General features: G+C 70.0%; 27 protein-coding genes. 19 read left to right on the top strand and 8 right to left on the bottom strand.

Going from position 1 to position 26,113, the window contains the following annotated elements; translation table 11 throughout:
* Positions 1-7 precede the first annotated feature (7 nt).
* Entirely contained in the window at positions 8-550 is a 543-nt protein-coding gene (gene msrA / locus VM889_03945; protein ID HVL47689.1) for a peptide-methionine (S)-S-oxide reductase MsrA, read from the bottom strand.
* Between the two features lie 104 nt (positions 551-654).
* Here msrA and VM889_03940 point away from each other — a divergent pair, with 104 nt between their 5' ends.
* The 5 genes from VM889_03940 to VM889_03920 all read left to right on the top strand — a co-directional run bounded on the left by VM889_03940 (position 655) and on the right by VM889_03920 (position 4,267).
* A complete protein-coding gene (locus VM889_03940) occupies positions 655-2,013 on the top strand; it encodes a sialidase family protein (protein ID HVL47688.1) in 1,359 nt (452 codons plus the stop codon).
* Between the two features lie 41 nt (positions 2,014-2,054).
* Entirely contained in the window at positions 2,055-2,534 is a 480-nt protein-coding gene (locus VM889_03935; GenBank protein HVL47687.1) for a hypothetical protein, read from the top strand.
* 66 nt (positions 2,535-2,600) lie between these two features.
* Positions 2,601-2,885 carry a hypothetical protein gene (locus VM889_03930; protein HVL47686.1) on the top strand — a complete coding sequence of 95 codons (285 nt, stop codon included), beginning with the start codon at positions 2,601-2,603 and terminating at the stop codon, positions 2,883-2,885.
* Positions 2,882-3,340, top strand: a complete 459-nt coding sequence (locus tag VM889_03925; protein HVL47685.1) for an SRPBCC family protein — start codon at positions 2,882-2,884, stop codon at positions 3,338-3,340. Before VM889_03930 ends, VM889_03925 begins: the two co-directional genes overlap by 4 nt.
* 63 nt (positions 3,341-3,403) lie before the next feature.
* A complete protein-coding gene (locus tag VM889_03920; GenBank protein HVL47684.1) occupies positions 3,404-4,267 on the top strand; it encodes a hypothetical protein in 864 nt (287 codons plus the stop codon).
* A gap of 257 nt (positions 4,268-4,524) precedes the next feature.
* On the opposite strand, the gene VM889_03915 is transcribed toward VM889_03920, so the two are convergent.
* Entirely contained in the window at positions 4,525-5,076 is a 552-nt protein-coding gene (locus VM889_03915) for a hypothetical protein (protein HVL47683.1), read from the bottom strand.
* A 199-nt stretch (positions 5,077-5,275) separates the two neighbouring features.
* On the opposite strand from VM889_03915, the gene VM889_03910 reads away from it, so the two are divergent.
* On the top strand, positions 5,276-5,794 hold the full coding sequence (locus VM889_03910) for a TlpA disulfide reductase family protein (protein ID HVL47682.1): 519 nt from the start codon (positions 5,276-5,278) through the stop codon (positions 5,792-5,794).
* Here the strand turns inward: VM889_03910 and VM889_03905 are convergent.
* From VM889_03905 to VM889_03895, 3 genes are read right to left on the bottom strand one after another with little or no spacing between them, the layout of a single operon-like run.
* The gene (locus VM889_03905) at positions 5,791-6,939 is read right to left on the bottom strand and encodes a glycosyltransferase (protein ID HVL47681.1); all 1,149 of its coding nucleotides are present in this window, start codon (positions 6,937-6,939) and stop codon (positions 5,791-5,793) included. The two genes, VM889_03910 and VM889_03905, sit on opposite strands and share 4 nt — an antisense overlap.
* A gap of 43 nt (positions 6,940-6,982) precedes the next feature.
* Positions 6,983-10,054 carry an FtsX-like permease family protein gene (locus VM889_03900; protein HVL47680.1) on the bottom strand — a complete coding sequence of 1,024 codons (3,072 nt, stop codon included), beginning with the start codon at positions 10,052-10,054 and terminating at the stop codon, positions 6,983-6,985.
* Positions 10,051-10,752 carry an ABC transporter ATP-binding protein gene (locus tag VM889_03895; GenBank protein ID HVL47679.1) on the bottom strand — a complete coding sequence of 234 codons (702 nt, stop codon included), beginning with the start codon at positions 10,750-10,752 and terminating at the stop codon, positions 10,051-10,053. The genes VM889_03900 and VM889_03895 overlap by 4 nt, the downstream gene beginning before the upstream one ends.
* Positions 10,753-11,279: 527 nt before the next feature.
* Here VM889_03895 and VM889_03890 point away from each other — a divergent pair.
* From VM889_03890 to VM889_03880, 3 genes are all read left to right on the top strand, one after another.
* A complete protein-coding gene (locus VM889_03890; GenBank protein ID HVL47678.1) occupies positions 11,280-12,431 on the top strand; it encodes a Fic family protein in 1,152 nt (383 codons plus the stop codon).
* Positions 12,432-12,567: 136 nt separating this feature from the next.
* A complete protein-coding gene (locus tag VM889_03885) occupies positions 12,568-13,056 on the top strand; it encodes a ferritin-like domain-containing protein (protein ID HVL47677.1) in 489 nt (162 codons plus the stop codon).
* A gap of 1 nt (position 13,057) precedes the next feature.
* Entirely contained in the window at positions 13,058-13,435 is a 378-nt protein-coding gene (locus tag VM889_03880; protein HVL47676.1) for a hypothetical protein, read from the top strand.
* On the opposite strand, the gene VM889_03875 is transcribed toward VM889_03880, so the two are convergent.
* From VM889_03875 to VM889_03865, 3 genes are read right to left on the bottom strand one after another with little or no spacing between them, the layout of a single operon-like run.
* The gene (locus tag VM889_03875) at positions 13,436-14,014 is read right to left on the bottom strand and encodes a class I SAM-dependent methyltransferase (protein HVL47675.1); all 579 of its coding nucleotides are present in this window, start codon (positions 14,012-14,014) and stop codon (positions 13,436-13,438) included.
* Positions 14,011-15,285, bottom strand: a complete 1,275-nt coding sequence (locus VM889_03870) for an MFS transporter (protein ID HVL47674.1) — start codon at positions 15,283-15,285, stop codon at positions 14,011-14,013. Before VM889_03870 ends, VM889_03875 begins: the two co-directional genes overlap by 4 nt.
* Positions 15,286-15,302: 17 nt before the next feature.
* Positions 15,303-16,124, bottom strand: a complete 822-nt coding sequence (locus VM889_03865) for a helix-turn-helix domain-containing protein (protein ID HVL47673.1) — start codon at positions 16,122-16,124, stop codon at positions 15,303-15,305.
* A gap of 250 nt (positions 16,125-16,374) precedes the next feature.
* On the opposite strand from VM889_03865, the gene VM889_03860 reads away from it, so the two are divergent.
* Genes VM889_03860 through VM889_03815 form a run of 10 tightly spaced genes read left to right on the top strand, consistent with a single transcriptional unit; the run spans position 16,375 to position 26,073 of the window.
* Complete coding sequence (locus tag VM889_03860; protein HVL47672.1) at positions 16,375-16,863, top strand: response regulator; 489 nt, start codon at positions 16,375-16,377, stop codon at positions 16,861-16,863.
* Positions 16,864-16,900: 37 nt separating this feature from the next.
* Positions 16,901-17,263, top strand: a complete 363-nt coding sequence (locus VM889_03855; protein ID HVL47671.1) for a roadblock/LC7 domain-containing protein — start codon at positions 16,901-16,903, stop codon at positions 17,261-17,263.
* A gap of 3 nt (positions 17,264-17,266) precedes the next feature.
* Positions 17,267-18,442 (top strand): ADP-ribosylation factor-like protein, encoded by a 1,176-nt coding sequence (locus VM889_03850; GenBank protein HVL47670.1) that lies wholly within the window; start codon positions 17,267-17,269, stop codon positions 18,440-18,442.
* Positions 18,439-19,167, top strand: coding sequence for an RAD55 family ATPase (locus tag VM889_03845; GenBank protein HVL47669.1), 729 nt, complete (start codon positions 18,439-18,441; stop codon positions 19,165-19,167). Before VM889_03850 ends, VM889_03845 begins: the two co-directional genes overlap by 4 nt.
* Entirely contained in the window at positions 19,164-19,607 is a 444-nt protein-coding gene (locus VM889_03840) for a type IV pilin (GenBank protein ID HVL47668.1), read from the top strand. The genes VM889_03845 and VM889_03840 overlap by 4 nt, the downstream gene beginning before the upstream one ends.
* A gap of 3 nt (positions 19,608-19,610) precedes the next feature.
* Positions 19,611-20,957, top strand: a complete 1,347-nt coding sequence (locus VM889_03835) for a hypothetical protein (protein ID HVL47667.1) — start codon at positions 19,611-19,613, stop codon at positions 20,955-20,957.
* Positions 20,938-22,578, top strand: coding sequence for a type II/IV secretion system ATPase subunit (locus tag VM889_03830; protein ID HVL47666.1), 1,641 nt, complete (start codon positions 20,938-20,940; stop codon positions 22,576-22,578). The genes VM889_03835 and VM889_03830 overlap by 20 nt, the downstream gene beginning before the upstream one ends.
* Complete coding sequence (locus tag VM889_03825) at positions 22,575-23,447, top strand: type II secretion system F family protein (protein HVL47665.1); 873 nt, start codon at positions 22,575-22,577, stop codon at positions 23,445-23,447. The genes VM889_03830 and VM889_03825 overlap by 4 nt, the downstream gene beginning before the upstream one ends.
* Positions 23,444-24,331 carry a type II secretion system F family protein gene (locus VM889_03820; GenBank protein ID HVL47664.1) on the top strand — a complete coding sequence of 296 codons (888 nt, stop codon included), beginning with the start codon at positions 23,444-23,446 and terminating at the stop codon, positions 24,329-24,331. The genes VM889_03825 and VM889_03820 overlap by 4 nt, the downstream gene beginning before the upstream one ends.
* A gap of 2 nt (positions 24,332-24,333) precedes the next feature.
* A complete protein-coding gene (locus VM889_03815; protein ID HVL47663.1) occupies positions 24,334-26,073 on the top strand; it encodes a PAS domain-containing sensor histidine kinase in 1,740 nt (579 codons plus the stop codon).
* Positions 26,074-26,113 lie beyond the last annotated feature (40 nt).

Below are 26,113 nucleotides of genomic sequence, written 5' to 3'. Positions count from 1 at the left end.
CGCGGCGTCAGCGCTTGAGCTTCGAGGCCCACTTCGAGCGGAACTTCGCGAGCTTCGGCCGCACGACGCCCAGGCAGTAGGGCTGGAGGGGATTGCGGCGGTAGTAGCCCTGGTGGTACGACTCGGCGGGGTAGAACGTCGTGAGCGGGGCCACCTCCGTCACGAGGGGCCGGTCCCAGATCCCTTCGCTCTCGATCTCCTTCATCACGGCCTCCGCGGTCTGCCGCTGGGCATCGGAATGCGTGAGGACGATCGACCGGTACTGCGGACCCACGTCGTTCCCCTGGCGGTCCTTCGTCGTGGGATCATGGATCGAGAAGAAGACCTCGAGGATCTCGCGGTAGGACACGACCGCGGGATCGAACGTAACTTGCACGACCTCCGCGTGGCCCGTTTCGCCGTCGCAGACGGCCTCGTACGTGGGGTTCTCCACGTGACCGCCCGCGTAGCCGCTCACGACGCTTTCGACGCCGGAGAGCTGCTCGTACGCGGCCTCGAGGCACCAGAAGCAACCGCCGCCGAGGGTGGCGGTCTCGCGTCGGGATGGCACATGCGGAGAACGCGCGCTTCGGGTATCAAGGCGTGGGCCGGGTGTTGGGGCGCGGGCGCCGCGCCATCGCAAGCGCTATGATGCGCCATCCGTCTCGCCGGGCGATGTCTCGTTCCGCGCCCGCGCTCGTCGTTCTCGCGGTCGTCTTCGCGGGATGCGCAGGAGCGCCCGAACCCGCGTCTCCGGACGGGCCGCCGCACGGTGTCGCCGAATGGCGCCTCACGCCCGAGCGCGAGCGCGCGGCCGAGGTCACGATCGCCGCGAACCCCGTGGACCCCGCGAACCTCGTCGTCGCGGCCAACTCGATGGGGGGCTTCGCGCTCCACCGCACCGCGGACGCTGGCGCGTCGTGGACGGCCTCGCGGTTCAGGGCGGAGGACGTCGCGCGCCTCGCCGCGGGGGCGCCGCGGTTCCAGCGACTGAGCGATCCCGCGCTCGCGTTCGGCCCCGCGGGGGAGCTGTATCTCGCGGGCCTCGCGTTCCAGCCGACGAGCGCCGTGTTCGTCGCGAAAAGCCACGACGGCGGCGCGACGTGGTCGAGCGTCGGGCTCGTCGACGAGAGCGACATCGTGACCGCCTTCAACGACAAGGAGTGGCTCGCCGTGGGCCCGAAGACGGGCACGATCATCGTCGCGTGGCAGAAGGAGCCCGCGCAGGACATGCTGCGCGACGTCGAGATGCGGACCGGCCTCGACGTCGACATCGGGGACATCGTCGTCTCCCGGTCGACGGACGGCGGCGCGACATGGTCCAAGCCCGCGCTCGCAAGCCGCGGGCGGCACAACAACGGGACGCAGGTCGCGTTCACGCCGGACGGTCGCGCGCACCTCCTCTGGGTTAATTACGAGACGTCCACGCTCGACCACGTCGTGTCCTCGGACGACGGGGCCACGTGGTCCGCGCCGCGCGCCGCCGCGGACGTCAAGATCGCCCCGCCGCTCCCCCGCTACGCGCGCATGCACACGCTGCCCGCCCTCGTCGCCGATCCGGAGCAAAACGTCCTCCACGCGGTGTGGCACGATTTCCGCCATGGCGACGTGGACGTTCTCGCGGCCACGAGCCTCGACGGCGGGGCGACGTGGGCCGCCCCTCGCCGCGTGAACGACGATGCCGTCGGGAACGGCGTCCATCAGCTCTACCCGTGGGCCGCCGTCGATCCGGCGGGCGCGCTCCACGTGGCCTTCTACGACATGCGCGAGGACCCCTCGAAGCCGCGATTCAGGTTCTTCCATGCCTCGTCGGCGATCCCAGGCGGCCCCTTCGGCGCGAACCGGCCGGTCTCCCTCGAGCCTTTCACGGCCTTCGCGAAGGCCGGGGTCGGACCGACCGACGTCGACGACGAGCGGCGGAGCTTCGGCGACTACACCGGGCTCGCCGCGAACGACCGCGGCGTCTTCCCGGCGTGGACCGACGGCCGGCACGAAGTTGAGACGATCTACGTCGCCCGGATCCCGCCGTCCTGAGCCGGTGAACGGTTCAAGTCCCGCGGCGTCGATCGCGAGCCATGGCGACCCCGCTCGAGAACACGCCCGGAAATCCATGTGTGGGTTGCGGCCCCGAACATCCGACCGGCCTCCGCCTCGCGTTCGAGCGGGAGGGAGACATCGTGCGGACGCGGTTCGAGGCGACCGCATCCCGTGAGGGCTGGCCCGACCGTCTCCATTCGGGCCTCCTCTATCTTGCGATGCTCGAGACCGCGAACTGGACGCTCTACGGTCTTGGCGGCCGCGTGGGCATCCCGGCCCGCACGAGCGCGCTCGACGCGAAGCGCTGGGTCGCGACCGGGGAAACCCTGATCCTCGCGGGGCGCGCCGTCGCGCCGCGCGAACGCGAGGCGGCCATCCTCGTCGAAGCCAAGGACGCGACCGGCGCGTCCGTGGCCTCGCTCTCGCGGGAATACGACCTGCCAAGCCGCGCGGAGTTCCTGAGACGCATGGGTTACGAGCGGATGCCCGCAGGGTTCGAGGACGCGCTGCCTCCGTGAGTTGTCCCGCACGCGCGCGCCGCGGAGGGCAAAACGCTTGAGCAGCCCGCGCGCGTCGCGACACCCATGACGCGCATCATCATCGAACACCACGTCAAGGATTTCGACGCCTGGCTCGCCCACTTCCGCGCGCACGCGCCGACGCGCGAGCGCTTCGGAGGGAAGGGCGGCACGGTCCACCGCAACGAGGACGACCCGAACGACCTCATCCTCGTGCTGCCGTGGGAATCGCCCGAGCGCTTCGATGCGTTCATGCGCGAATCCGACGTGCGTCAGGTCATGCAGCGCGCAGGCGTGGTGGACGAGCCGCGCATCACCGTCGTGTCCGATCCCGTTCCCTGGGACCGATGATGCGGACGCGGACGTTCGAGACGGAGGTCGACCTCGCCGTGGACCCCGACGAGGCGTACGCGTTCTTCTCGGCGCCTCGCAACCTCGCGGACCTCACGCCGCCCGCGCTGAGGTTTCGCTTCATCGTCGAGCCGCCGCCCGCGATCGTCCCGGGCGCGTCGCTGTGGTATCTCCTGAGCATCCGCGGGTTTCCGGTCCTCTGGATGACGCGCATCGTGTCGGTGGATCCGCCGCGCGGCTTCGTCGACCGCCAGATCGTCGGCCCGTACCTGCGCTGGATCCACCGTCACAGCCTCGACCCGATCGCGTACGGCACCCGGGTTCGCGACCGCATCGCGTATGCCCACGCGGGCGGCGCGTTCCTCGAACGCCGACTCGTGCGCCCGGACCTCGAGGCCATCTTCGAATTCAGGCGGACAAAGCTCCTCGAGCGATTCGGACCCGTTGTCCCTTAGGAGCCCGACCGTGCGGCTAGGTCTAAATGGCCCCCGGCGCATGCCTCCCCCGGAGAGGCTCACGTGCAGTCCAGGACGTCGCTCGTTCTCGCCCTGATCGCCCTCGTCGCCACCCCCGCCGCCCTCGGCGCGGACTTCAACGACGACAATTACCACATGTACATCCTCAACGACGTCGATACGGCCACCGTCGACGTCATCATCGTGCCCCCGGTCGCCACGGCGCGCGCCGCGCGGCTCGCGGCGATCGAGAAGAGCATCGACGCCTGGGAGGCCGGCATCGACCACTTCGGCGCCCCCTGGCTCGTCGACGGGCTCGAGATCAACCGGTACACGGCAGGGCTCAACCCGATCCCGCAGGAGGTCCTGGAGGACCCCGAGATCATCGTGGTCGCGGGCGAGCTCGTTCCGTTCGTCCTCTTCGGCATCGGCGCCGGCAGCGACAATCTCGTGTGCGGGGAGATCGAATGGTGGCTCGACCGTCTCCCGCCCATCGTCCCGACCGGGATCCTCACCGTTCCCGACATCTTCCACCAGCACCCGGGTTCGAGCTGGGCGTCGGCCATCATCGACTGCGAGCGCGACACGGAGAACGTGTGCCTGGTCTTGGACATGAACTGGCTCCTCGTCGGAGGCGCGCAGCGCAGCATGTACGACTTGAACGCGCACGAGTTCGGCCACTGCCTCGGACTCGGCCATGTGGGGGACGCGCTGGACTTCAGCGCGAAGAACTACCCCAAGGAGGACATCATGTCCTACCAGGAGAACCCCAACCAGGTCCACTGCGTGAGCAACCTCAACGTCCGGGGCCTCGAGGGCACGTTCGCGAAGCCGCTCGGTCGACCCGCGAGCGAGTGGCTCACCGGCGGTCAATACGTGCACATGGGTCCCGCAGCCTACAGCCAGGCTCCGTGCGCCAATCCCTGAGCTCGAAGAAGGCTCGGACGGGGGGCGCGCCATGCGTCTCCCGCGCGCGAGGCGTCCCCCGCGTCAAGGTCCCGGCTCGCCGTTCTCCAGCACGGCGAGACGCGGGATCGCCCGCGGCCCGCGGGCGGGACGGCCGAGGCGCGGCAACCTCGAATCAGGGTCCCGTCCGCGCGGGCGCGCGCGGGGGGCATCAGAGGGCGTGGGAGGCCCTCGGGGAGGCGTCCCGTCCGCGCGGGCGCGCGCGGGGGGCCCGAGGATCACGCCGACTTCGGGGGCGCCGGCTTCCACGCCGCAAGCTGCGTCGCGAGCGTGAAGCCGACGCTCTCATCCTTGCCCACCGGCACGGGGTCGGGGGCGACGCCCGTCGCCTTCTTGAACTCGACCTTGAAGCCCCATTCGCCCGCGCCGGTCGTGACGTGGTCGCGCGCGGGCTTCGGGTTCGCGAGGTCGACCGTGAGGACGATCGTCCCCGAGTCGGAAACCATCGTGAGCGTGCTGTTGGTCGCGACGCCGGGCGGCGGCGTCACCGTGAGGGCGAGCGTGTCCTTCCCCTGGGCCGCCTTCCACGCGAGCGTGAAGTCGATCTTCGTGAGGTTGTGCGTGGTGACGTTCAGCTTCCCCTCCATCGATTGCCCGAGCTTCACGACGCCCTGGGCTTCCGGTCCCGCCAACGAGGCGATTTCGAGGTTCCCGCCGTCCCCGTCGTCGAGGAGCGCCGCCGCGCGGTCGCGCTCATACACGAAGACGCCGACCATCGCCACGATCAAGACCGCCGCGCCCACGATGCCGATCACAGTGTCGCGATTCATCGCATGAACCTCAAGGGAGGGGACGCCCGGGGCGCCCTCTGAGGGAGGCGAAAGCGCCCCTGGCACTTGAACGGATCGGGCCTCCGCGGCCTGCGTCCCATCCACGACCCTCCGGGCACGCCTTGGGTCCCGGTCGCCCTCCCAACCCCGGTCCGGGTCCGCCCGCGCGCTTTATCACGGGTAAGGACTAGTCGGGCGCATGCGCCGTGCCGCGGCGGTCCTCGGAGTCGCCCTCCTCGCGACAGCCTTCGCGGGGTGCCTCGAGGCCGGGGACGGGCCGCGCGTCATCCCCGCCGCAAAGCGGGTGACGGCAACCGATTTCACGTTCACGGCCTTCGACGGGCGCGACCACAACTTGAGCGACTTCCGCGGGCGCACGGTCATCGTGGATCTGATGAGCCAGTCGTGCGCGACCTGCGAGGGCGAGTCGCGCGCGCTCCAGGCCGCGGCCCGCGCGACCCCCGACGGGGGCGCGTCGCTCGTGCTGCTCCTCTTCGACGCGAGCCCGCGCGACCCGCCCGACTGGATGCGCGACTATGCCGAACGGCACGGGTTTGGCGAGGTATACCTCGGCTACGCGCCCGACGCCGTCACGCGGACGTACGGGGCGGTCGCGCTCGATTGGAACCTCGTCGTCGACTCCGAAGGACGCATCGCGTATCGCGACGAGACGACAACGGACGAGGCGGCGTGGCGCGACCTGCTCGCCACGCTCTAACGGCGCGCGAGCGGGGCGATCGCCTCGACGAGCGCGCGCCGCGCGAGCGACCCGCGGTCGAACGCCTTCGCGACCTCCCGCGCCTTGCGGCCGAGGCGCTCGCGGTAAGCGTCGTTCGCGATAAGCTTCGTCAAATGGTCCGCGAACGCGTCCGGATCGGAGGCGAAGAGGCCCACCCCCGCGCCCTCGACGAGGCGGCGCGCCTCGGAGTCGCCGGGCAGGCCGAGGACGCACACGGGAAGGCCCAGCGCGAGATACTCATAGGTCTTTGCGCCGACGGCGCTCCTGTAGGCGGGATGGTTCGCGAGCGACAGGATGCCGACCCGGCTCCGCTCGAGCGTCGCGCGGACCTCGGCGCGCTCGACGCGTGGCAGAAGTCGCACCGATCCGGCGAGACCGAGGGCCGCAATCTTCGCCTTCACGGGGCCCGACATCGGGAGGTCGTCGCGCCAGCCGAGGAACGCGAAGACCGCGTCGGGCTTCTCCCGCTTCACCCGCGCGTAGGCGTCCACGACCTCGAGCGGCCGGCGGCTCGCGTCGAGGTCCGTGTCCACGAGAATGGCGTCGATGTCCTTCGCGACGTTCGACGGCTCCGCGTCGCCGAACGTGTGGCCGTTCGGAACCACGTGGATCTTCCCGCGCGGGACCCCGTAGCGGGAGACGAGGTCGTCGCCCATGATGTCGCTCACGGGCGTCACGGCGGCGGCCCGCGCGAAGACCTCTCGCTCCATCCGGTCGAGGAGCCTGTATGCGAGCCGATCGCCGTTCGCCGCTCTCAGCCCCTCGACGCTGAGATCGCGCACGTCCGCGACGAACGGCACGCGCGCTCGCGCCGCCGCGCGCGCGGCCTGCCAACCCACCGTGACGGCGGGCGTCGAGGCGACGACGACATCCGGCTTGTGGCGTCGGATCTCGCGGTCCAGTCGCGCGTCGCTCCAGGGGAGGCGCCAGAGGTCGGCCTTGTCGTGGAAGAGGCGAACCACGCGCGCGTCCGCTTCCGCGGGAATCGCGCCCCCGCCCGTCGGCGGATGCGCGATGATGGCGACGTCGGCGCCCTCCTCGCGCCAGGCCCGGAGGAACGCGAGCCCGCGCACGCCGCAGGCGTTCGTCGTCTCCAGGTTGGGCCACACCATCAGGATGCGCACGCGGAGTGCGAGGGGCCGGGCGGAGATGACCTTTTCGGACCCGTCATTCCGTGTGCCTCACGGCCATCGCGGGGGCGAGGGCCGCGGCCCGGCGCGCCGGGCCGCGCGCGGCGAGCGCCGCGAGGCCGAGGACGGCGACGGCGAAGCCGGCGATGATGGGGATCGGCATCTCGAAAGGCCCGCCGCCCGCCTCCTCGCGGATCTCGCGCCACCAGACGCTGTGCGCGACGACGATGCCGACGACGAGACCGGAGAGGAGCCCTCCCAGGGCGACGAGGAGCGATTCCATCATGAATGCCCGCGAGACGTCGCGCTCCTCGAAACCGAGGGCGCGCAGCGTCCCGATCTCTCGTCCTCGCTCGTGCACCGCGCGCGACGCGAGGAATCCGGTCGCCGCGAGGCCGACGAAGAGGCCGAGCGCGAGGAAGGATTCGAGCACGAGGACGAACGCCTGCATGCCGGCGGCCATGCGTCGTCCTTCTTCTTCGAGGCTCGTGAAAACGAGGCCGCGCTCCGCGTAATGCGCAGTGAGGGCCCGCGCGACCGTGCCCGAGTCCGCGCCATCCGCGGTCCGAACGTAGGCGCGCGTCGAGAGCATGAAGCCCTGCTCGCGCACCCAGGAATCGGCGACGAGCACCGCGCCGTCGTACCACGTTTCCCCGAGCCATCCGGCAATCTCGACCTCGCGCGGCGTCCCCCCCGGATCGAGCGTGACGCGGCGCGAGCCGCCGAAGTCCTCGAGCGGCAGGTACGCGTGCAGGATGATCGCGCGACCGTCCGCGACGGCGCGCCAGGCGGCTTCGTCGGTGGCGTAGAGCGGCGAACGATCGACGAGCTCGAAGCGCTGGGTCGCCGCGAAGGCGGCCGTGACGCCCACGAACCGGTCGACGTTCACGCCGTCGTCGTTCGCGCCCATGATTGGAATGCCGGTGAGCGACTGGTGGCTCGCCACGATCACGAACGCCTCGACGTCGCGCGCGACCGCGGCGGGCGGGTTCGCTTCCGGGATCAGCGTGCCTGGCATCGTTTCGCCGACGATGTCGTAGCCGCCCTGGTCGGCCATGATCGTGCCGCCGAACAGGAGGAAGAGCGTGCCCATCACGGTCACGACGAGGGTGACGAGCGCGATCATGCTCATCGTGAGGCCGGCGGAGCCGCGCTTCGCGACAAGGTAGCGCAGCGCGATGAACGACGCGCGACGGCGTTTACCCCGGCTCACGAGGCGCGCGAGGGATTCGAGCGGGCGACGCGAGACGACCGCCGTCGCCGCGAGACCCACGGCAAGGATCGCCCCGCGCAGCATCGTGACCATCGGGTCGAGCATCCCGCGGCCGGTCCAATCGTCGAAGGAGTAGAGCGACTGGAGGGTCCACGCCATGCCCGCGAGCGCAACGGCAAGCCCCAGCCATCCGAGGCGGAACGCGGACAGTCCGAGCGCCGCGGCGAACGCGAGGAGCGGTACGCCCGCGAGGTGCCAGGGATCCGAGAGGGCCATCGCCGCGCCGGGAAGCGCGAGGGCGATCGCGCCCGCGAGGCCAGACCGGCGCCGCGCGCGAGGATCTTCCGGGATGCCGCGGATCGCGCGCGCGGGATCGAGGCGCGCAAAGCGGAGGCTCGCGACGCCGATCGTGACCAGCGGAATGAGCGTGCCCACCACGAACGCGAGCCCGAGCGTCGTCGGGGCGATCGAGAGGACGAGCCGCGGCGCGCCCTCGCTCTCGAATGCGGCCGTGAGGCCCGCGAGCAGGCCCGCGACGAGCGCGACGCCCACCGCGAGGCCCACGAGGGCCGCGGCACCCGCGTAGATGGCGCCTTCGAGCGTCATCGCGAGCGAGACGTTGCCGCGCGTGAGGCCGAGCGCGCGGCCGATCCCGAGCTCCGCGCGTCGCGACTCCACGAGGGCGCTGAAGAGCGCGAAGGCCAGGAGGATGCCCGCGACCAATGTGAAGCCGCCCATGACGAGGAGGAATCCCGCGATGCCTGTTCCGGCCATCTCCGCGCGCTCGAGCGAGTCGAGCTTCGCGGCCGAAGCGCGGAAGTTCGCGTGCTTCTTCTCGAGCGCCGTTTCCAGGGCGATCGCGGCCCGCGCGGGATCGACGGGCGCCCGCGCGAGCACGTGCGTCACGACGTCGTCCGACTGGACGGCGGCCTGCAGGTCCGCAAGCGGCACGAGGGCGACAGGCGGGCCCGGCGGTCCCACGCGGCCGCCATCCTCCGCGATGCCGCTCACCGTCGCGTCGAGGACGAGCGAACGGGAGAACAGGTCGGAGGGGATGTAGGCGACGGCTCGTCCCCCGATGTACGGCGTGGGGTTCGTCGCCGTCACGGTGATCACCCACGTCCCGGGCGCGATGTCGCCCGCGATCACAAGTTCCGTCTGCGACGCGGCGCTCGCGTTCGCGTGCACGCGCCCCGACGGGTCCCGGGCGCTGATCGTCACCGTCGTCCCCGGCGCCCCGGTCCACCCGACGCCCACGGCGAGGAGCACGGCGTCCTTCCGGACCTCAACCATGTGTTGCGCGCCGAGGCTCTGCGGGAGGCCCGCGACGCCGGTGAGGTTCTCGCGATCGACGCGGGGTTCGAAGTCGTAGCCCGGAGGCGCGGCGTAGAATCGGAGTTTCGAACCGTGCGTTGCGCCGAGGCGCTTCGCGAGCGTCTCGGAAAGCACGACCTGCCCCGCTCGCGGCTCCGCGACGGCGCGGCCTTCGCGGTCCACGAGCGGTCCGAGGGCCCGCGCTTCCCCCGCCTCGGCCCCGCGGATCATCGCCGTCCCTTCGGCGAGCCCCGCGGCGGGATGCGCCGCGATCGCGCGGGTCGCGAGCGACGGCGCGCCCGCGAAGCCGTAACGGGCGAGCGCCGGATCCGAGAGCGCCTCCGCGACCGCATCGCGACCCGCCGGAGCCCAGCCCTCGGCCACGATGTCGACCGGTCCGTACACGGATTCCGTCGCGCGCTTGAGCGAGGCGGTCATGCTCTCGCCCATGCCGAGGCCGCCCACGAGGACGACCGTGACGACGACGAGACCAAGAACCGCGCGCGCTGTCTGCTTGCGGTGGCCGAGCGCGTATCGCCGCGCGAGCCGCCCGAGCATCGGCAGCTTGCGGAGGCCTTTCAAGCGCGAACGGCCCCCGCGGCGAGGACGCGGCCGGCCTCCATGCGGACGATGCGCGACGCGCGCGACGCCACCTGGGAATCGTGTGTCACGATCACGAACGTCTGCCGATGCTCACGGTTCGCGGCCGAGAAGAGGTCGAGCACGTCCTTCGCGCGCGATGTGTCGAGGTTTCCCGTCGGCTCGTCCGCGAACACGACCGCGGGCCGCGGCACGAGCGCGCGCGCGATCGCGACCCGCTGCTGCTCGCCGCCCGAGAGGTCCATCGGGAGGCGGTGCTCCTTCCCCCCGAGCCCGAGCCGCGCGAGCTCCGCGCGCGCCGCGCGCCGCGCGTCGGCCTCCTTGTCGCCGCGCGTGATGAGCGGCAGCGCCACGTTCTCCTCCGCCGTGAGCACCGGGATGAGGTTGTAGGCCTGGAACACGAACCCCGCCGTCCGAGCGCGGTGACGCGTCACCTCCGGCTCCTTGAGCCGCGCGATCTCGCGCCCATCCAGATGGATCTCACCGGCCGTCGGCCGGTCGAGACCCGAGAGGCAGTTGAGGAGCGTCGTCTTCCCGCACCCCGACGGGCCCATGATCGCGACCATCTCCCCGCGCCGCACATCCAGGTCCACGCCGTCGAGCGCCGCCTGCGCGAGGTCCCCGGCGCCATACACGCGCTTCACGCCGCGGGCGCTCACCACGAGGTCCGAACCGGCCATGCGCTGGCCCGATCCCATCCAGGGGGCATGAAGCTGTCCGGGCCCGCGCCTCGCGCGGCGAGGGTATTTGAAGGAGGGCCCGCCATCGGGACGCGTTCGCGTGGTGATGATGCCGAACGACGTCGCCGAGGGGCCACTAACTCCCCGTTGAGGACGACTGTGCGCTCTGAGCGCGAACCGCTTTTCATCGGTCCACTCCGTGGCGCGCCTCCCATCGGGATCCGCGCGCGCCCTTTCTTGTCATACTTGCTGGTCGCGCGCGGATCCCGAGCGCGCCACTGCGTGCCAGGGAGGGGGTTTCGCACCCCCTCCCTGGACCCTCCCCGCGGCAGGGGGGCTCGCGCCGCCCCCCTGCACCCCCCGCGCGGTTGGCTCTCTTGCGCGGTCGGCTGGTCCGTTGACGTTGCGGGCGCGCGGATTCCGAGCGCGATCGACGAAACCGTGTGGTCGTCTCCGCGGGTTATGTGCCGGAATTATGTGCCACCGAAAGTAGGTTTATGTGCCATCATGGCGTCTGGATGAGGGCCATGGCGGCGCCGCGCGCGGGGAAACGGGGGGGCCGGCCCGCGACCGGAAGGGTTGGGACGACGTTCGGGGCGTTCGTGACGGACGAGGAGACCGTGTGGCGGCCCGTCCGCGATGCCTTCGAGCCGACCTACACCACCACCGCGGAGATCCTCGACGGGCTTCGCGCGATCGAACGCGCGGATCACGAACTCGCCACGAGCCTGCCCGGCGACAACGGCGTCCTCGCGCGCATCCGCCGCGCCACGCTCCAACGCAACGCCTTCGCGACCGCGAGCATCGAGGGGAATCCGCTCACGCTCGCCGAGGTCGAAAGCCTCCTCGCCGCGCCGGCGACGCCCGGCGGCGCCGCGAGCGCCGACGAACTGGAGATCCTCAACTACGCCGCGTTCATGACGTCGCCCGCCGCCGAGCGGGCCCCGCGCCGGACCGCCGACGTCGCGGAGGTGCACGCGAGATTTTTTGACGGCGTCTTCCGCGACGCGGGGCAGTTCAAGAAAGACACGAATTTCATCGGAAGTCGAAGCGACCGACGCGTCGTCTACGTGCCCGCGGCGGCGGAGCGCGTGAAACCCGAGCTTCAGAACGCGCTCGACTGGCTGCACGACGCGACGACGCATCCGCCCCTCGCGCGCGCGTTCCTCTTCCATCACGAGTTCGAGAGCATCCACCCGTTCCGCGACGGCAACGGCCGCGCCGGGCGCGCCCTCACGCCGATGATCCTCGCCGCGTTCGGGTACCCCGGCGTCGCGTACGCGCCGCTCGATTACCGGATCTACGGCGAGCGGAAGGACTACTTTGCGAATCTCGCCGCGGTCGAGAGGAACGGGTTCGAGGACTACACGCCGTGGCTCGCCTACATGACCCGGACGACGCGCGCCGCGTACGAGGATGCCGTCACGCTCGCGCGATTCCACGGCGCGCTGCCTCCGGACCTCCCCGCGCGGCAACGGAGCGTCGCGGACTGGTTCGCGCAGCTCGCGCGCGCGAGCCCGGAGCGGCGCGTCAAGTTCGCCGACGTGCACCGCGCCTTTCCGGACGTGCCGGCCCGCACGCTCAAACGCGACCTCTCGGCGCTGCGCGATGGCGGGGTCCTTGACGCGCAGGGGGAACGGCGCGGCACGTCGTATCGGCTGAAGTCCTCGCAAGGGTGACCCCCGCGCGACCGCGGACCTCAGGCCGGCGGGCGAGGAGGCCCACGAGGCCGCGACGGCGCTCAACGATGGGCCGCTCACTTCCGCGCCGAAGCGGCCACAAGCCTCATCCCCGGCGCGGAGCCGAGAGCGGTTCATGCCGAACGTCGTCGACATCCTGAAAGAGGCCTATTCCGACGAGATCGAGACCGTCGCCAACTATCTCGCCCTCTCCATCGCGATGGACGGCGTCCGGGCGGAAGAGGTGAAGGAGAAGCTCGAGAAGGACGTGCCCGAGGAGCTGAACCATGCGAAGCTGATCGCGAGCCGCCTGAAGGACCTCGGCCACATGCCTCCGGGGAGCCTCGACCTGGACTTCCACCAGAACCACCTGCAGGTTCCGCGGGAATCGACCGACGTCATGAGCGTCGTGCGCGGCGTCCTCGAAGCCGAGGGGGAGGCCATCCGCACCTACCGCCGGCTCATCGAAGCCGCCTCTGAGGACGAAGACCACGTGACGGAGGACCTCGGGATCCAGATCCTCGCGGACGAGGAGCGACACCGCACGCTCTTCCGCGGCTACCTCAAGGAACTCGAGCAGGAGGCGCCCGCGAAGCCCCCCGCCGAGGCCCCCGCGAGGCGATGACGTGACGAGCGTGATGGCCTGGCAGGAGACGGCGGAGGCGAGGAAGCTCGACGCTGCGATGCGGCAATGCATCGAGAACTGCATGAACTGCGCCAGCATCTGCCTGGAGACGCTCGCCTACGTCACGGCGAAAGGCGGCGACCTCGCGTCGCCTGAACGTCTCCGCGCGCTCGCCGACTGCGCGGAGATGTGCCGCACGAGCGCGGATTTCATGCTGCGCGGATCGCCCATCCACGGCGAGGTGTGCGGCGCGTGCGCCGCGGCGTGCGAGGCGTGCGAGGACGCGTGCCGCGAGATGGAGTCCGACCCGCAGCTCGCCGCCTGCGCTGAGGCGTGTTCAGCGTGCGGCGAAACCTGCCGCGCGATGGCGAACGGCTGATCACGGCGGGGCAAGCGTGGCGAGCCACGCGTGCGCGCCCTCCCCTTCGTGGAGGAGGGTCGCGAAACGCGCCCGGTCGAGCCGCTCAACGCGCCAGCCCGCGAACGCTTCGCGGATCTCGCTTTCAGCGACGCGCCGCGGGCCGCCCCACGCGGGTTCGCGCTCGCTGAAGACCAGCATGTGGTAGCGCCCGCCCGCCGCGAGCGCGCGGGCGAGGCTCGCGACGTAGCGCAGACGCTCGGCGTCGTCGAAGACGTGGAAGACGCCCGAATCCGTGAGCGTGTCGAAGCGGCGGCCGAGTGTCTCGAGCGCGAGCGCGTCATCGACGACGAACGTGGCTTCGACGCCGCGCGCCTCCGCTTTCGCGCGCGCGGCCTCGATGGCCCTCGGCACCGCGTCGAGGCCCCACGTCTCGTGTCCGCGGCTCGCGAACAAGAGCGCGTTCTCGCCCGTTCCGCACCCCACGTCGAGCACGCTTCCCCGGATGGCCCCCTCCTCGGCGAGTCGGACGAACGCGGGTTGCGGCCGTCCGATGTCCCACGGCGGCGTGCCGTCGTAGGCGCCCTCGAAGCGGTTCACGCTTCGGGGGAGGACGCCGGCGTGGAAGTCGTTTGCGCCGCCCGCGCATCCGCGACCCGCCTCAGGCGTGCGCGCGCGAGCGCGAGGCCGAGGCCCGCAAGGGCGGTCGCCGCCGCGAAGACGAGCCACGTGGCGCGCCACCCGAGGGCGTCGCGGCCGAGGCCGGCGAGGAAGAGCGCCGAGCCCACGGAGGCCGCGAAGAGGAATCCCCACGTTCCCTGGTAGGCGCCGCGCGACCCCGGGGGCGCGAGCGCGGCGACGGCCACGGGAAGCGCCGCGCTGAAGAACACCTCGGCGAGGGTGAACACGACGACGGCGACGAGCATCGCGAGCGCGCCGTCCGCGAAGGCGAGCGCCGCGTAGGCGGCGACGGCGAAGGCCGCGGCGACCGGCAGGAACCGGAACGGTCCTCGCGACTCCACGCGGGCGTTCGCGGGCAGGGCGAGGCCCGCGAGCACGATGCCGCTCGCGCTCAGGACGAGGCCGATGGTCGCCTCCGACAGGCCGAGGTCGGACCCGTAGATCGGCACGACGAGCGAGACGAGCCCGATGCCGAGGGGGAAGAGGAACACGAGAAGCGCAAACAGCGCGAAGGCGGGGTCGCGGGGCGCGCGCAGCATCTCGGCGAGGACCGATCCCCGGGATCCTTCAGGTTCGCGCGGAAGCGGCCCGCGGAACGCAAGGGCGACGACGAGGGCGACGAGGAGGAAGACGCCGGAGCTTCCGGCCGCGAGCAGCTCGTAGCCAGCGCTTGCGAGGAAACCCGCGGGGGCGACGCCGAGCGTGTAGCCGAGCGCGAGCGCCGTGAAGACGAGAGCCATCGCGCTCTGACGTCGGGCGACGGGCGCGAGGTCGATGAGGAGCGCCATCGAGGAGGGGAACCACGGGCCTTGCGCGATGCCGATGGCCGCGCTCCAGAGGAAGAGCCCGCGCGCATCCTCCACGAGCAGGAACGCGGGCATGAGCGCGGCGCTCGCGAGGACGCTCGCGATGAGCATCGGTTTGCGACCGATCCGGTCGGAAAGCGCCCCCGTGAACGGTCCCACGGCGCCACGGACGACGTTTTCGACGAGAAAGGCGAGGCCCACCGTCGGGACCGGAATTTCGAGGACGCGGACGAAGTAGATGCCGAGGAAGGTGAGCGCCCCGAGCCGAGCCGCGATGAAAAGGAACGTGGAAAGCGCAAGGAGCGGGATGCGCCGGTCAAGGCCCGCGAGGCCGGCGCGGTACGGCGCGGCGACGCGCGCGAGGAAACCTGGAGGCTCGGCCACGGGGCGGCGAGACGCCGTCACGGCTCATGGAGTTTGCCTGTCCGGGCGAGGGCGCTGAAGAGGGCGGCTTGAGCGCGCACGAAGTCGGGCGAGTCGCTCCAGAGGACGATGTCGCCCTCGGCGTTCAGCCGGCGGGACGGATCGATCATGGCCCAGACAAGGACCTCGCGATCGTCGACGACGAGGCCGTTCACGCTCGTATGGGCCTCGACGATGCGACAGTCCACGCGGGGGTCGCGCGGATCTTTGCCCTCGGGACCGGGGGACGTGAGGACCATGACGCGCGCGCCGCTGTCGGCTGCTCCGGCGACGAGCCCCGACCCTCCGAAGGCATCGACCATGCGCCATCCGGTCGGGTCGACGCTCACGACCAGCACGGAGGACCGGGCGCTTCGGACGAGTCGTTCCCACGCGGCGGCCGCGGCGGGACGGCCATGGATCATGCGGAACGAGCGACCGCCCTGGGCGGTCTCGGCCTGGGATTCGAGGCGCGCGAGAACGTCGGTGATCTCGTCCCGCGTCCGCTCGATGGTGGAGAGGCGCTCGCGGGCCCGGCCGAGCAGGCCCTCGAAGAGTCGCTCCGGGGGGATGGCGAGGAAACGGATCGGTCGATCGAGCGTCGAAGTCACGATCTCCCGATCGACGAGATCCTTCAGGATGCGGTACGTCTCGCCCCGGCCGAGGCTCAGATCGCGCGCGATCTCGCCGGCTTTGGCCCCGCCCGTTGTGTGGAGATGGACGTAGATGCGGCCGGCCGCGCCGTCGAGACCGACCTCGGCGAGCCGTTCGTACAGGTCGTCCATCCGCGGGGTGTCCGCGCGACGAGGGTCCGTCGCCACGGGGTGGGTTCTTTCCTCCCGGCCTATCCGCGTTGCGGAGATCCCGCTGGCCGCACCCTTGAACGGGCGTGTTCGGATTGACGGGTCCACCCGGCCGGACGAGTTGTCCGTCTCCCCGGACAGACACACGCTTGTATGCGAGGGGCGACAGACAGGGAAGCGGACGCCCGGAACCGGGCACGGAGCGGAACCCCCCCATGCAATCACCCCCCCAAGACGGATGGCTGGTTTCGGGCGCCCCCCTTTCCCGATGGAGAGGATCGCCGTGACGGACGACGCGTCCGACCCCATCCGCCGTCAGCGGGTCCTGGTCGTCGACGACGAGGTGGACATCGGCGATTCGCTCCGCGATCTGCTCGAGGCCGAGCTCGAGATCGACGTGGTGGTGGCAACGTCGGGTCCCGACGCGCTCACGCTCCTCGAAAAGGAGGCCGTCGATCTCATCATCACGGACTACCGGATGCCGGGGATGACAGGACTCGAGTTCCTCGCCGCCGCCCAGAAGATCGCCCCCGGGAGCGCCCGGATGCTCATCACGGCCTATCCCGACCTCGACATCGCGCTCAAGGCCATCAACCTCGAAGGCGTGCACAACTTCCTCGTCAAACCGTTCGATCCTGACGTCGTTGTCGAGAACGTCTTCTCGATCCTCCGGGCGCGCCGCGCCGACGAGCTTCGGGCGCGGGCATTCGCCAGGAGCCTCGACGCCATGCGTCACGAGCTCGGGCGGAGGACCTGACATGACCATCGGTTCACCCAGAAGGACGCCTCTCGGCGTGATTCGCGATCCATGGAAACAGGCCCTCGCCACCCTCTCCGACGCGCCCGGCATCCAGGGCGCGCTCCTCGTCACGCGCGACGGTCTTTGCGTCATCAACGAATGTCCGAAGATCTCCCGACCCGGGACCATGAGCGCGCTCGCGGCCGCCGTCATGGCTGCCGGCGAAACGATGGTGGGCGAGCTCGGGGGCCGCTCCCCCGTGATCCTCCGACTGGAGGCCGAGGGGGTGAGCCTGATCGCCGTCGCGGCCGCCACCGATCTCATGCTCGTCGCCGTGGCTGAGCCGAACGCGGACCTCAAACAGACCTTTGCGCACGTGCGGAAGGCGATCGAGCACTCGAAGGAAAACGGAGGCTGAAGTGTGTCCTCCGCCTCCACGCTCATCGGCGTCCCCGCCGTCGACCGGCGGATGGCGCCGGTTCCCAAGGGCTCGTCGGTGGTCTTCGTCAATGATCCGGGCGTCGACGCGACGCCGTTCCTCTACCAGGCCGCGCGCGAGCACGTCGCCCGCGGAGGACCCGTGGTTTTCGTCGGCCTTGACCGCCCGCCGAACGCGGTCGCGATGCGTCTGCGCGCCTTCGGCCTCGACGCCAGAGCCCCGAAGCTCGTCATCGTGGACGGCTACTCGTCGGGACTCGGCCTCGATTTCGGAGCCCGTCATGTGATACCCGATCCGTACGACCCTGCGTCGCTCGCGATGGAGATCGAACGCCTATCGACCCTCTATCCGAACGCGTTCCTTGCCGTCGATTCCCTGTCCACGCTCGTGGATCGCGCGGCGGATCCCGAGCGGGCCGCGCGCGACCTGCCCCGCATCGTCGCCGCGTTCAGGCGATTCCCCGTGTCCGCGACCGTTGTGACCGCGTGGCCCTACGAAGGAGGGACCGCGCCGTTCACCTCGGCCTTCGACGGCGTCGTCCAGGTGAGCGGCCTCCAGGGTCGCCGCGCGACGACGGGGCACGCCTTCCGGGTCGAGCGCGCGGGCTGGCGCGCAAACGGCTCGGACGAAGCCGTCGCTTTCGTCGTCCGCGAGCCGGAAGGAGTCCTGGAATACATCCCCAAGATTCTGGTGACGGGTCCCTTCCACGCCGGCAAGAGCACGTTCGTGAACGCGGTGAGCGACACCTCGATCAGCGTCAATCGGCTCGATACGACCGTGGCCCTCGATCATGGGACGGTCACGATGGACGGTTTCACCACCGAGGTGTTCGGCACGCCCGGTCAAGCGCGGTTCGATCCGCTCCTCGGCATGCTCGCGGGCCAGGCGATGGGGGTCGTACTCGTCGTCGAGAGCAGCCGCCACTATTCGTTGAAGCGCGCCCGCGCCATGCTCGAGGAATCGGGGACCCAGCATCTTCCCATCGTGGTGGCCGCGAACCGGCAGGATCCCTCGAACGCCCTTTCGCCCGAGGAGATCGCCCGGGAGCTCGCCCTCGGCGACGACGTCCCCGTGGTCCCCATCGACGTGAGCGACCCAATCGCCTGCCGCGCGCTCTTGCGCCGGCTCTTCCGGAACGTCCGGGGGGTGGTCACGTGAAGATCCTGACGGGCGTCCGGCGACTCGACGATCTGCTCGGAGGGGGCCTCCCCGAAGGATCCTTCGCGCTGGTGTACGGGCCGCCCTTCGCGGGGAAGGAGGTGCTTGCGCGCCGTTTCCTCGCACAAAGCATCGCGCGCGGAGACGCCGCCCTCGGGATCGTCACGAACGCAACGGCCTCCGAGTTCCACAAGGATCTCGCCCGCTCCGCGGGAAATCTCGCGGTGCCAATCGCGTCGGGGCTTCTTCACACGATCGACGCCTACAGCCGGGTGATCGGATTCGAGGAGGACCCCCGGCTCGGGACCGAACTCGTCGACGGGCTCGCAAGCCTCAACGACCTGGGCGTTGCGCTCGGCAAAGTTCATCGCGAGATCACGAAGAACGCATCGCGGCACGCGCTCGTCCTCGACTCGGTGTCGACCCTTGCGATCCAGACGAGTCCCCAGGCCACGTTCCGCTTCCTCCAGGTCTTCATCGGGATGGCGCGACGCGCCGGGGCGACGGGAATGCTCCTTGTCGACCACGGGATGCACGCGGACGCCGACGTGCAGGCCTTCAAGCACCTCTGTCATGGCATCATCGAAGTGAAGCGCGACGGCGACCGCCACCTCCTGCGGGTCGAGGGGCTGGGCGCGCCGCCCGAGATCGGTTGGACGGAGTACCGCTTCGACGAAGCGAACGTCGAAATCACGGGCTCGTTCTCCGGAGGACGCATCCGATGACGGACGGGGGGGCCGTCGAGACGGTGGGGACGCTCCTGCTCGTCGCGATCACGGTGGCCGCGGCCGCAGTCTTCGGGGCTTTCCTCCATGCGAGGCTCGTCGTCGAGACTCCGCCTCACGCCGACGTCTCCACCGGCATCGCGCGCGGCCCCGACGCGGTCTGGAACACCGCCGACGACCAACTGAGGATAACGCACGGCGGAGGAGAACGCCTCCCCGCATCGCGGGTCGTCGTGGTCTACGCCGTCGACGGTCTGACGACGCGACTCACGGGAAGCGCTCTCGGCTCCGCCTTTTCCGACGGAAGCCTCACGGCGGGCGAAACGTGGACCCGGACGCTGCGGCTCGCGCCGGGTGCCCGGGTTTCGATACAGGTATCCGCGACGTCGGAGGACGGCACGTCCCGCCTCCTCGCGAATGCGATCTACACGGTGGGCTAAAGCATGGGCGACAAGGGTGTTTCCAACGTCATCGGCGCGATTCTCGTCCTCGCGATCGTGGCCGCCGCGTTCGCCGCCGCTCGCGTGACCGTGCTTCCAGCCCTGGAGCGGGATCGCGAGATCGAGAGGATCGCCACGCTCGAGGAGCGCCTTGCGAAGCTTGCCGCGAGCGCGCGCACGACGGATCCCGCCCAGGGCGCGCAGGCCTTCCTGATCCCTGTCGGGCGCGGGGACGAGTTCCTCGGGACCTCGGGGCTACCCCCCACCGTCTCCTTCGAAGCCACGGGACCCGCGCTCACGGTGTCGTCGCCGCGGATGCGCATCTGGTCCGACGGGGCAAGCGCCGCGGGCGCGAGCGAATCGTGGTCGCCCCTCACCAGTCGGATCAACATCACCAACCTCGCCGCCGTCGACGACTTGAGGCTCAAGATCACGTCGACGCTTTCCCAGGCCAATCACCTCGACGCCGTCGACCTCACGCTCCGGAACCGGACGGGCGCCTTCGCGGGCGATTTCCGCTTCCGGGTTTCGGCCCCGGGCGGCTCGCAGGCCTCCGAGCTGACCGCCGCCGTGAGGACCGAGTCGGGAACGACGATCTTCTTCCAGGGAATCCACTCCATGACCTCCCCCATCGCGCCTCCGTTCTGGGTCGACGTCCTCACGCCGACCTGGCGATTCGACCGCGTGATCGCCGATGCCGAGAAGCCGGTCTCGCTTTCTATCGAAACGTTCAACGCGCAGCCGCTCTCGTCGTTCATCACGGCCGAATACGCAATGCGTTCGCGAGAGGCGGCCCCCGACGGAACGCTCGTCACCACGGGCGGCGGCACCGTCCGGGAGCCTTACGCGTGGAGGTCCGCGGGCGGCGCGCTCTCCATCGCGGCGGCAAACAACCGGTATCCCGACCAGAAGCTCGTCGTCGAGCACGGCGCCCTCCTCCTTGATCAAGGCGGAGCCTTCGTCTTCCGGGTCCCTCCGGACTTTGGGGTCGCGCGCATCAACGACGTCACCGTGGTTTCTCTCGACGGCGCCCGTCTCCAGGGAGCAACCCTCCAAGCGACTTCGACGGGCGCCGCCGTCGCCACGCTTACGCCGACGAAGATCTTGCGGGTTGAGGGGCGCGCGCCGGAGGCCACCCTCGTCATCGAGACGCGGGCGCCCGCGGCTTGGGCGGGGATCGTCCACGACGCCTTCGGTCGGGCGGGTCTCGTTTCGCCGAAGGATTACATGGTTACGACGGGAAGCGCTTCCATCCAGGTCCGGATTCTCGGGACCTCGCCGTCCTCGGCATCGGAAGATGTCCACGTTGCGATCAAGGAGGTGAGCCTCGATGTCGCGATCGTGGCTTGATGCCCTCCGGGGCCTTCGCAACGGCGCGACCGCGCCGACGCCCCTTGACCGCCAGCTGCTCCGCGGCCGCGCGGCCTATGCGGCGCTGGGCCTCGCGCCGGACCGACCCGTGACCCCGGTTCGCGAGGTCGCGGCGCCCTTCGAGATCCTCGATCCCGGAACCGGCGGTCTCGCCTTTCCGCGCATCCTCCGCGACGGCGCATCGGGAACGAACCTTTACGAAGTCGTGGAGCCCGTCCTCGCGGGTCCCGAGCGCGAGGCTTGCGCTTTCCTGCGCGAGACGCTCGTCAAGACCTTGCCGGTCGAAGCGGCTGATTCGTCCGACCGCGAGGCGAGACTTCTTGCGGCGGCGGATCAGGCGATCGTGGATCATTCCGTCCTCCTCGATCCCGTCGGCCGCGAACGCGTCCGATACGCGCTTGCGCGCGATCTCCTCGGCTACGGCCCGATGGACGTCGTCATGCGCGACCCGCTCATCGAGGACATCTCTTGCGACGGCCCCGGAATCCCCCTTTACGTCTTTCATCGTCGATTCGAATCGATGCGAACAACCGTCGTGTTCGACGACGAGATCGAACTCGACCGCTATGTGATGAGGCTCGGCCAGCGGGCGGGCAAGCAGATCAGCATCGCGGATCCGATCCTCGATGCGACGCTGCCGGACTCGAGCAGGCTGCAGGCCACGCTCTCGCGCGAGGTGACCACGCGCGGCTCGTCCTTCACGATCCGCAAGTTCCGGAGCGACCCCCTCACGCCTCCGGACCTCATCGCGTATGGGACGCTCGATCCAGATCTCGCGGCCACGCTCTGGCTTGCGATGGAGAGCGGGCGCAACCTCCTCGTCGCGGGCGGCACCGCGAGCGGGAAGACCACGACCCTCAACGCGCTCTGCACCTTCATCCCCCTCCAGAAGAAGATCGTGTCCATCGAGGAAACGCGCGAGATCAATCTTGCGCACGAAAATTGGATCGCGTCGGTGACGAGGACCGGCTTTGCGGGCGAGCTTTCCGGCTCCAAGCTGGCCGGAGCCGTCGACATGTACCGCCTCCTCGAGGCCGCGCTCCGGCAGCGACCCGAATACATCCTCGTGGGAGAGGTCCGCGGCGCGGAGACCTTCACGCTTTTCCAGGCGATGAGCACCGGTCACGCTGTCTACAGCACGATGCACGCCGACAGCGCCGAGGCAGTGGTCCGTCGCCTCGAGAACGAACCGATCAACATCCCTCGCGTGCTGATCCAGCAGGTTGACGGGATCCTCATCCAGGCCTCCTTGCGGGTTGACGGAAAGCTCGTTCGACGAGTCGTCGAGCTCACGGAGATCGCGGGCCTCGACAACCGCACGGGCGAAATCCTCACGAACACGGCCTTCAGGCGGGACCGGGCCTCGGGCCAAATGCGCTTCCTCGGCAAGAGCCGCATCCTCGAGGAGATCGGCGAGAGCCGCAACCTGGACCGCGAGGCGGTGGAAGCCGAGGCGCGTCGGCGGTCCGAGATCCTCGCCTGGATGGCCCGCCGCGGCATTCGACGATTCGACCACGTGACGCGCATCTTCGCGGCCTACGCCACGGATCCGGAAGGCGTCGCGGAAGCGGCGCGCAAGGACGCGGAGGATTATTCGTGAAGGTGGGCCCCGTCGCGCGCCTGGCGTATCGGGCCTTCGGAAGGCTCGCCCGGCGGCACCCGTCCCTCGCGAGGCTCGAACGCGACGTGGCACGGGCCCATCTTCCCCTGCGCGCCGACCTTTTTCTCGTCGTCGGGTACGGCGCGTCGACCGCAACGGGCGTTTTCATGGCGATCCTTGCGACCGCGACGGCGACCGCGGTCGGGAGCGCGCCCGAGGCCGCCGGGATGCTCGGGCTCGGACTCGGCATCCTCGTAACCCTGCTCGGCGTCGCCGCAGTCCACCGCGTGCCCCGGATCCTCGCCGAGGCGCGGAGCAGGAGCGCCGACGCGGCGCTCCCCGCGGCGCTCGCCTACGTTGCGGCGCTCGCGGGCGCGGGCGTCGTGCCCGAGAGGATCTTTGCCGAGGTCGGGCGCGAGAAAGCGTTCGGCCCCGTCGCCGATGAGTGCGCTCGGATCGCGCGCGACATGCGCGTGCTCGGCCTCGACCTCGTCTCGGCGCTTTCGCGGGCGATCGACCAATCCCCTTCGCCCCGCTTCGCGGACTTCCTCCAGGGCGCTGTTTCCACCCTCGGCGCGGGCGGAAGCCTTCGCGAATACCTGATCTCGAAAAGCGAACAAATCGCCGCGGAGACCCGACTCGAACAGCGCAGCTTCCTCGATCACCTCGGGCTCATCGCCGAATCCTACGTGACGGTCGTCGTGGCGGCCCCGCTCTTCCTCATCATCATGCTCTCGGTCATGGTGTCGTTCGGTTCCGCCGCCTCGGCGTCGCTCACCGACGGCTACCTCCTCGTGCTCGTGGTCGTCCCGCTCATGCAGGCCGCCTTCGCGTTCACGATCCACGCGGTGACGCCGGAGGACGCATGAACGGGTCGGTCCTCCCTGCGGGCCTCAAGATCGCGAAACCCGCTCGCGACGTCGACCTCGCGCGGGTCGTAACGTGGGGGGCTCTTGCGGCGGGCATCCTTCTTGCGGCCGCCGCCATGCCGGCGGCGCTTGGATACATCCCGGGCAGAGCGCTCGATCTCCTCGCGGCCGGCCTCCTCGTCGGGCTCGGCCCCTTCGCGCTTCTCGAGAACGCGCGCCGACGCGAGGTCGAGGAGATCGACGACCGCTTTCCGGACTTTCTTCGCGACCTCGCCGCCTCGAGGAGGGCAGGATTGACCTTGCCCGCGGCGGTGGAGGTCGCGGCCCGCAGCGACCATGGCGCGCTCGGGCACCATATCAGGCGACTTGCCGAGCGCCTCGACTGGAACATCGAGTTCGCCGAGGCCTTCGAACGCTTCAGCATCGAGACCCGGACGCCCGCGGTTCGACGCGCGGCCCGGCTTGTGGCCGAGGCCAGCGCTGCGGGCGGCAACGTGAGCGAAGTCCTCATGATCGCCGCGCGCGACGCACGCGCCAGCCGGCAGATGAGAGTCGAGCGGCGATCGATGATTTCGATGTACGTCGCGATCATCCACATCTCGTTCGTCGTGTTCCTGGGCGTTGTCGCGCTGCTCTACGCGACCCTCGTGCCTGAGCTGGTCCTCGCGACCTCGCAGGCGGCTTCGGCATCGGCCGCGGGCCTCTCGTTCCGCAGCGTGGATCTCGACGACTTCGAGACGTTTTACTACGCGGCCGCGCTCGCCCAGGGTCTCGGAGGCGGTCTGGTCGCGGGCGTCCTCGGCTCCGGCTCCTGGCGAGGCGGGCTCGGACACGCGTGGGTCATGGTCGCCCTCGCGTTCGCCGTGTTCGCAGGGGTGCTCTAAGGATGGCGACGGCGAATCCCGCGGCGGTCCGGTTGAGCGAAGCCGAGCGATGGCTTTCGTGGGTCCGGTTCCCGATCATCGTGGTCAATACCATCGTTTACGGAGTCTCAGGTCCCGCTCGCGAAGCGACGCCGTGGCTCGCCGAGGTCATCATCGTCGCGGCGCTCATCTACGGCATCGTCACGCTCTTCCGCGACCCCTTTCAACGTCTCCGGCCGATCGTCGCCGCATGGGCGACGACCCTTTTCGATTTCGGCTTCATCATGGTATGGATCTACGCGACGGGGGGTTTCCACTCGCCCTTTCAGCACCTGTTTTTCGTCGCGATCGCCTCCGTCGCGCTCCGTTTCAGCCCCGTGGCCACCGTCGTCGGCGCCGCGGCGTACGGGGTGAGCTATCTCGGCCTTCTCGTCGGCATGGGACAGCTTGAACGCAATCTCGTCGAGGCGCTCCTTCGGGTATCCTATTTCGGATTTGTCGCCGCCGTGAGCGCTTTCATCGCGCAACAGTATTTCGACGAAGCCCGCGCGAAGGGCGAGATGCGGGAGGAGATGAGGCTCGTGCAGCGCGCCGAGGAGAAGTTCCGCAGCCTCCTCGAAGCCGCGCCCGACCCGATCGTGATCACCGACGACGGGGGCGCCATCACGCTCGTGAACGCCCAGGCGGAAGGTCTCTTTGGTCAAACGCGAGACCGGCTCCTCGGGGCCCCGATCTCGTCCCTGCTCGCGGCGGATACCACGAACCTCACGGCGCTCACCCCGAAACGGGGTCGGAAGACTGCAGAGGTCGTCGCGCGCGACGCGGCGGGGCAGGCGATTCCGATGGAGGTGACCTCGAGCGCGGTGTCCCTGGGGTCCGACGCGCTCGTCATCCATGTTCTCAGGGACCTCCGCGAGCGCAAGCTGGCCGAGGTCGAAAGACATCGCGCGGTCGAACGCCAGGCCGAGGTCGAGCGGCTGCGCGAAATGGACGCCTTCAGGACGAAGTTCATCAACATGGCGGCGCACGAGCTCGGAACCCCCCTCACGCCCATCCGGATGCAGATCCACATCCTCAAGCGAGCCGACATGACCCGGCTGTCGCCGGAGCAGATCAAGTCCATCCAGGTCCTCGACCGGAACGTCGAGCGCCTTCGCATCCTCACACAGGACGTATTGGACGTCGCCCGTATCCAGGCCGCAAGTCTTGGGCTCGACCGCAAATCCATCGACCTCAACCGCCTCGTCCTCGAGGCCGTCGAGAGCTACGCGGAGGCGGCGCACGTCTCGGGCCTTCACCTCGAGGCTCGGATCCACGGAGCGTGCTCGCTCGAAGCCGATCCAAAGCGGCTCATGCAGGTCCTTTTCAATCTCATCGGCAACGCGATCAAATTCACGCCGCGAGGAGGGCATGTGCAGGTGCGGACCGAGAGGCGGGCCAACGACGTTCTCCTTATGGTCGAGGACGACGGCACGGGTTTGACGCTTGAAGACGCCTCATTGCTGTTCCGCCCATTCTCCCAGGTCGGGGCGATGAAGGACCGCAAGACCGGTTCAGGTCTCGGCCTCTACATCTGCAAGGGCATCGTCGAATCCCACGGCGGGACCATCGCCGTCGCGAGTCCCGGTCCTGGCCGCGGAACCGTGTTCACGGTCAGGATCCCCGTCACGCCGCCCCAGGGTCCGGACGTTCCGACGCCGAAACCGACCACGACGCCGCGGCCGATCGACTCCATCCAAGGGCGCGTGCGGGAGCTGATCTGATGCGTCGGCGCCATGCGCGGTGGTCCAAACGAAGGGTTCT

Source organism: Candidatus Thermoplasmatota archaeon (genome assembly GCA_035540375.1).
In the GTDB taxonomy this organism is placed as follows: Archaea; Thermoplasmatota; SW-10-69-26; order JACQPN01; family JAJPHT01; genus DATLGO01.
Note: the sequence above shows the minus strand (reverse complement) of the source record. Positions and strands in the feature narration are given on the sequence as shown.

What these genes read in the sequence shown, in the direction of transcription:
- VM889_03910 (HVL47682.1), top strand. Translation starts at nt 5,276, where the DNA reads ATGCGCCGTGCCGCGGCGGTCCTCGGAGTCGCCCTCCTCGCGACAGCC.
- VM889_03885 (HVL47677.1), top strand. Translation starts at nt 12,568, where the DNA reads ATGCCGAACGTCGTCGACATCCTGAAAGAGGCCTATTCCGACGAGATC.
- VM889_03820 (HVL47664.1), top strand. Translation starts at nt 23,444, where the DNA reads ATGAACGGGTCGGTCCTCCCTGCGGGCCTCAAGATCGCGAAACCCGCT.
- VM889_03815 (HVL47663.1), top strand. Translation starts at nt 24,334, where the DNA reads ATGGCGACGGCGAATCCCGCGGCGGTCCGGTTGAGCGAAGCCGAGCGA.
- VM889_03890 (HVL47678.1), top strand. Translation starts at nt 11,280, where the DNA reads ATGGCGGCGCCGCGCGCGGGGAAACGGGGGGGCCGGCCCGCGACCGGA.
- VM889_03915 (HVL47683.1), bottom strand. Translation starts at nt 5,076, where the DNA reads ATGAATCGCGACACTGTGATCGGCATCGTGGGCGCGGCGGTCTTGATC.
- VM889_03840 (HVL47668.1), top strand. Translation starts at nt 19,164, where the DNA reads ATGACGGACGGGGGGGCCGTCGAGACGGTGGGGACGCTCCTGCTCGTC.
- VM889_03935 (HVL47687.1), top strand. Translation starts at nt 2,055, where the DNA reads ATGGCGACCCCGCTCGAGAACACGCCCGGAAATCCATGTGTGGGTTGC.
- VM889_03860 (HVL47672.1), top strand. Translation starts at nt 16,375, where the DNA reads ATGGAGAGGATCGCCGTGACGGACGACGCGTCCGACCCCATCCGCCGT.
- VM889_03830 (HVL47666.1), top strand. Translation starts at nt 20,938, where the DNA reads ATGTCGCGATCGTGGCTTGATGCCCTCCGGGGCCTTCGCAACGGCGCG.
- VM889_03835 (HVL47667.1), top strand. Translation starts at nt 19,611, where the DNA reads ATGGGCGACAAGGGTGTTTCCAACGTCATCGGCGCGATTCTCGTCCTC.
- VM889_03895 (HVL47679.1), bottom strand. Translation starts at nt 10,752, where the DNA reads ATGGCCGGTTCGGACCTCGTGGTGAGCGCCCGCGGCGTGAAGCGCGTG.
- VM889_03925 (HVL47685.1), top strand. Translation starts at nt 2,882, where the DNA reads ATGATGCGGACGCGGACGTTCGAGACGGAGGTCGACCTCGCCGTGGAC.
- VM889_03930 (HVL47686.1), top strand. Translation starts at nt 2,601, where the DNA reads ATGACGCGCATCATCATCGAACACCACGTCAAGGATTTCGACGCCTGG.
- VM889_03940 (HVL47688.1), top strand. Translation starts at nt 655, where the DNA reads ATGTCTCGTTCCGCGCCCGCGCTCGTCGTTCTCGCGGTCGTCTTCGCG.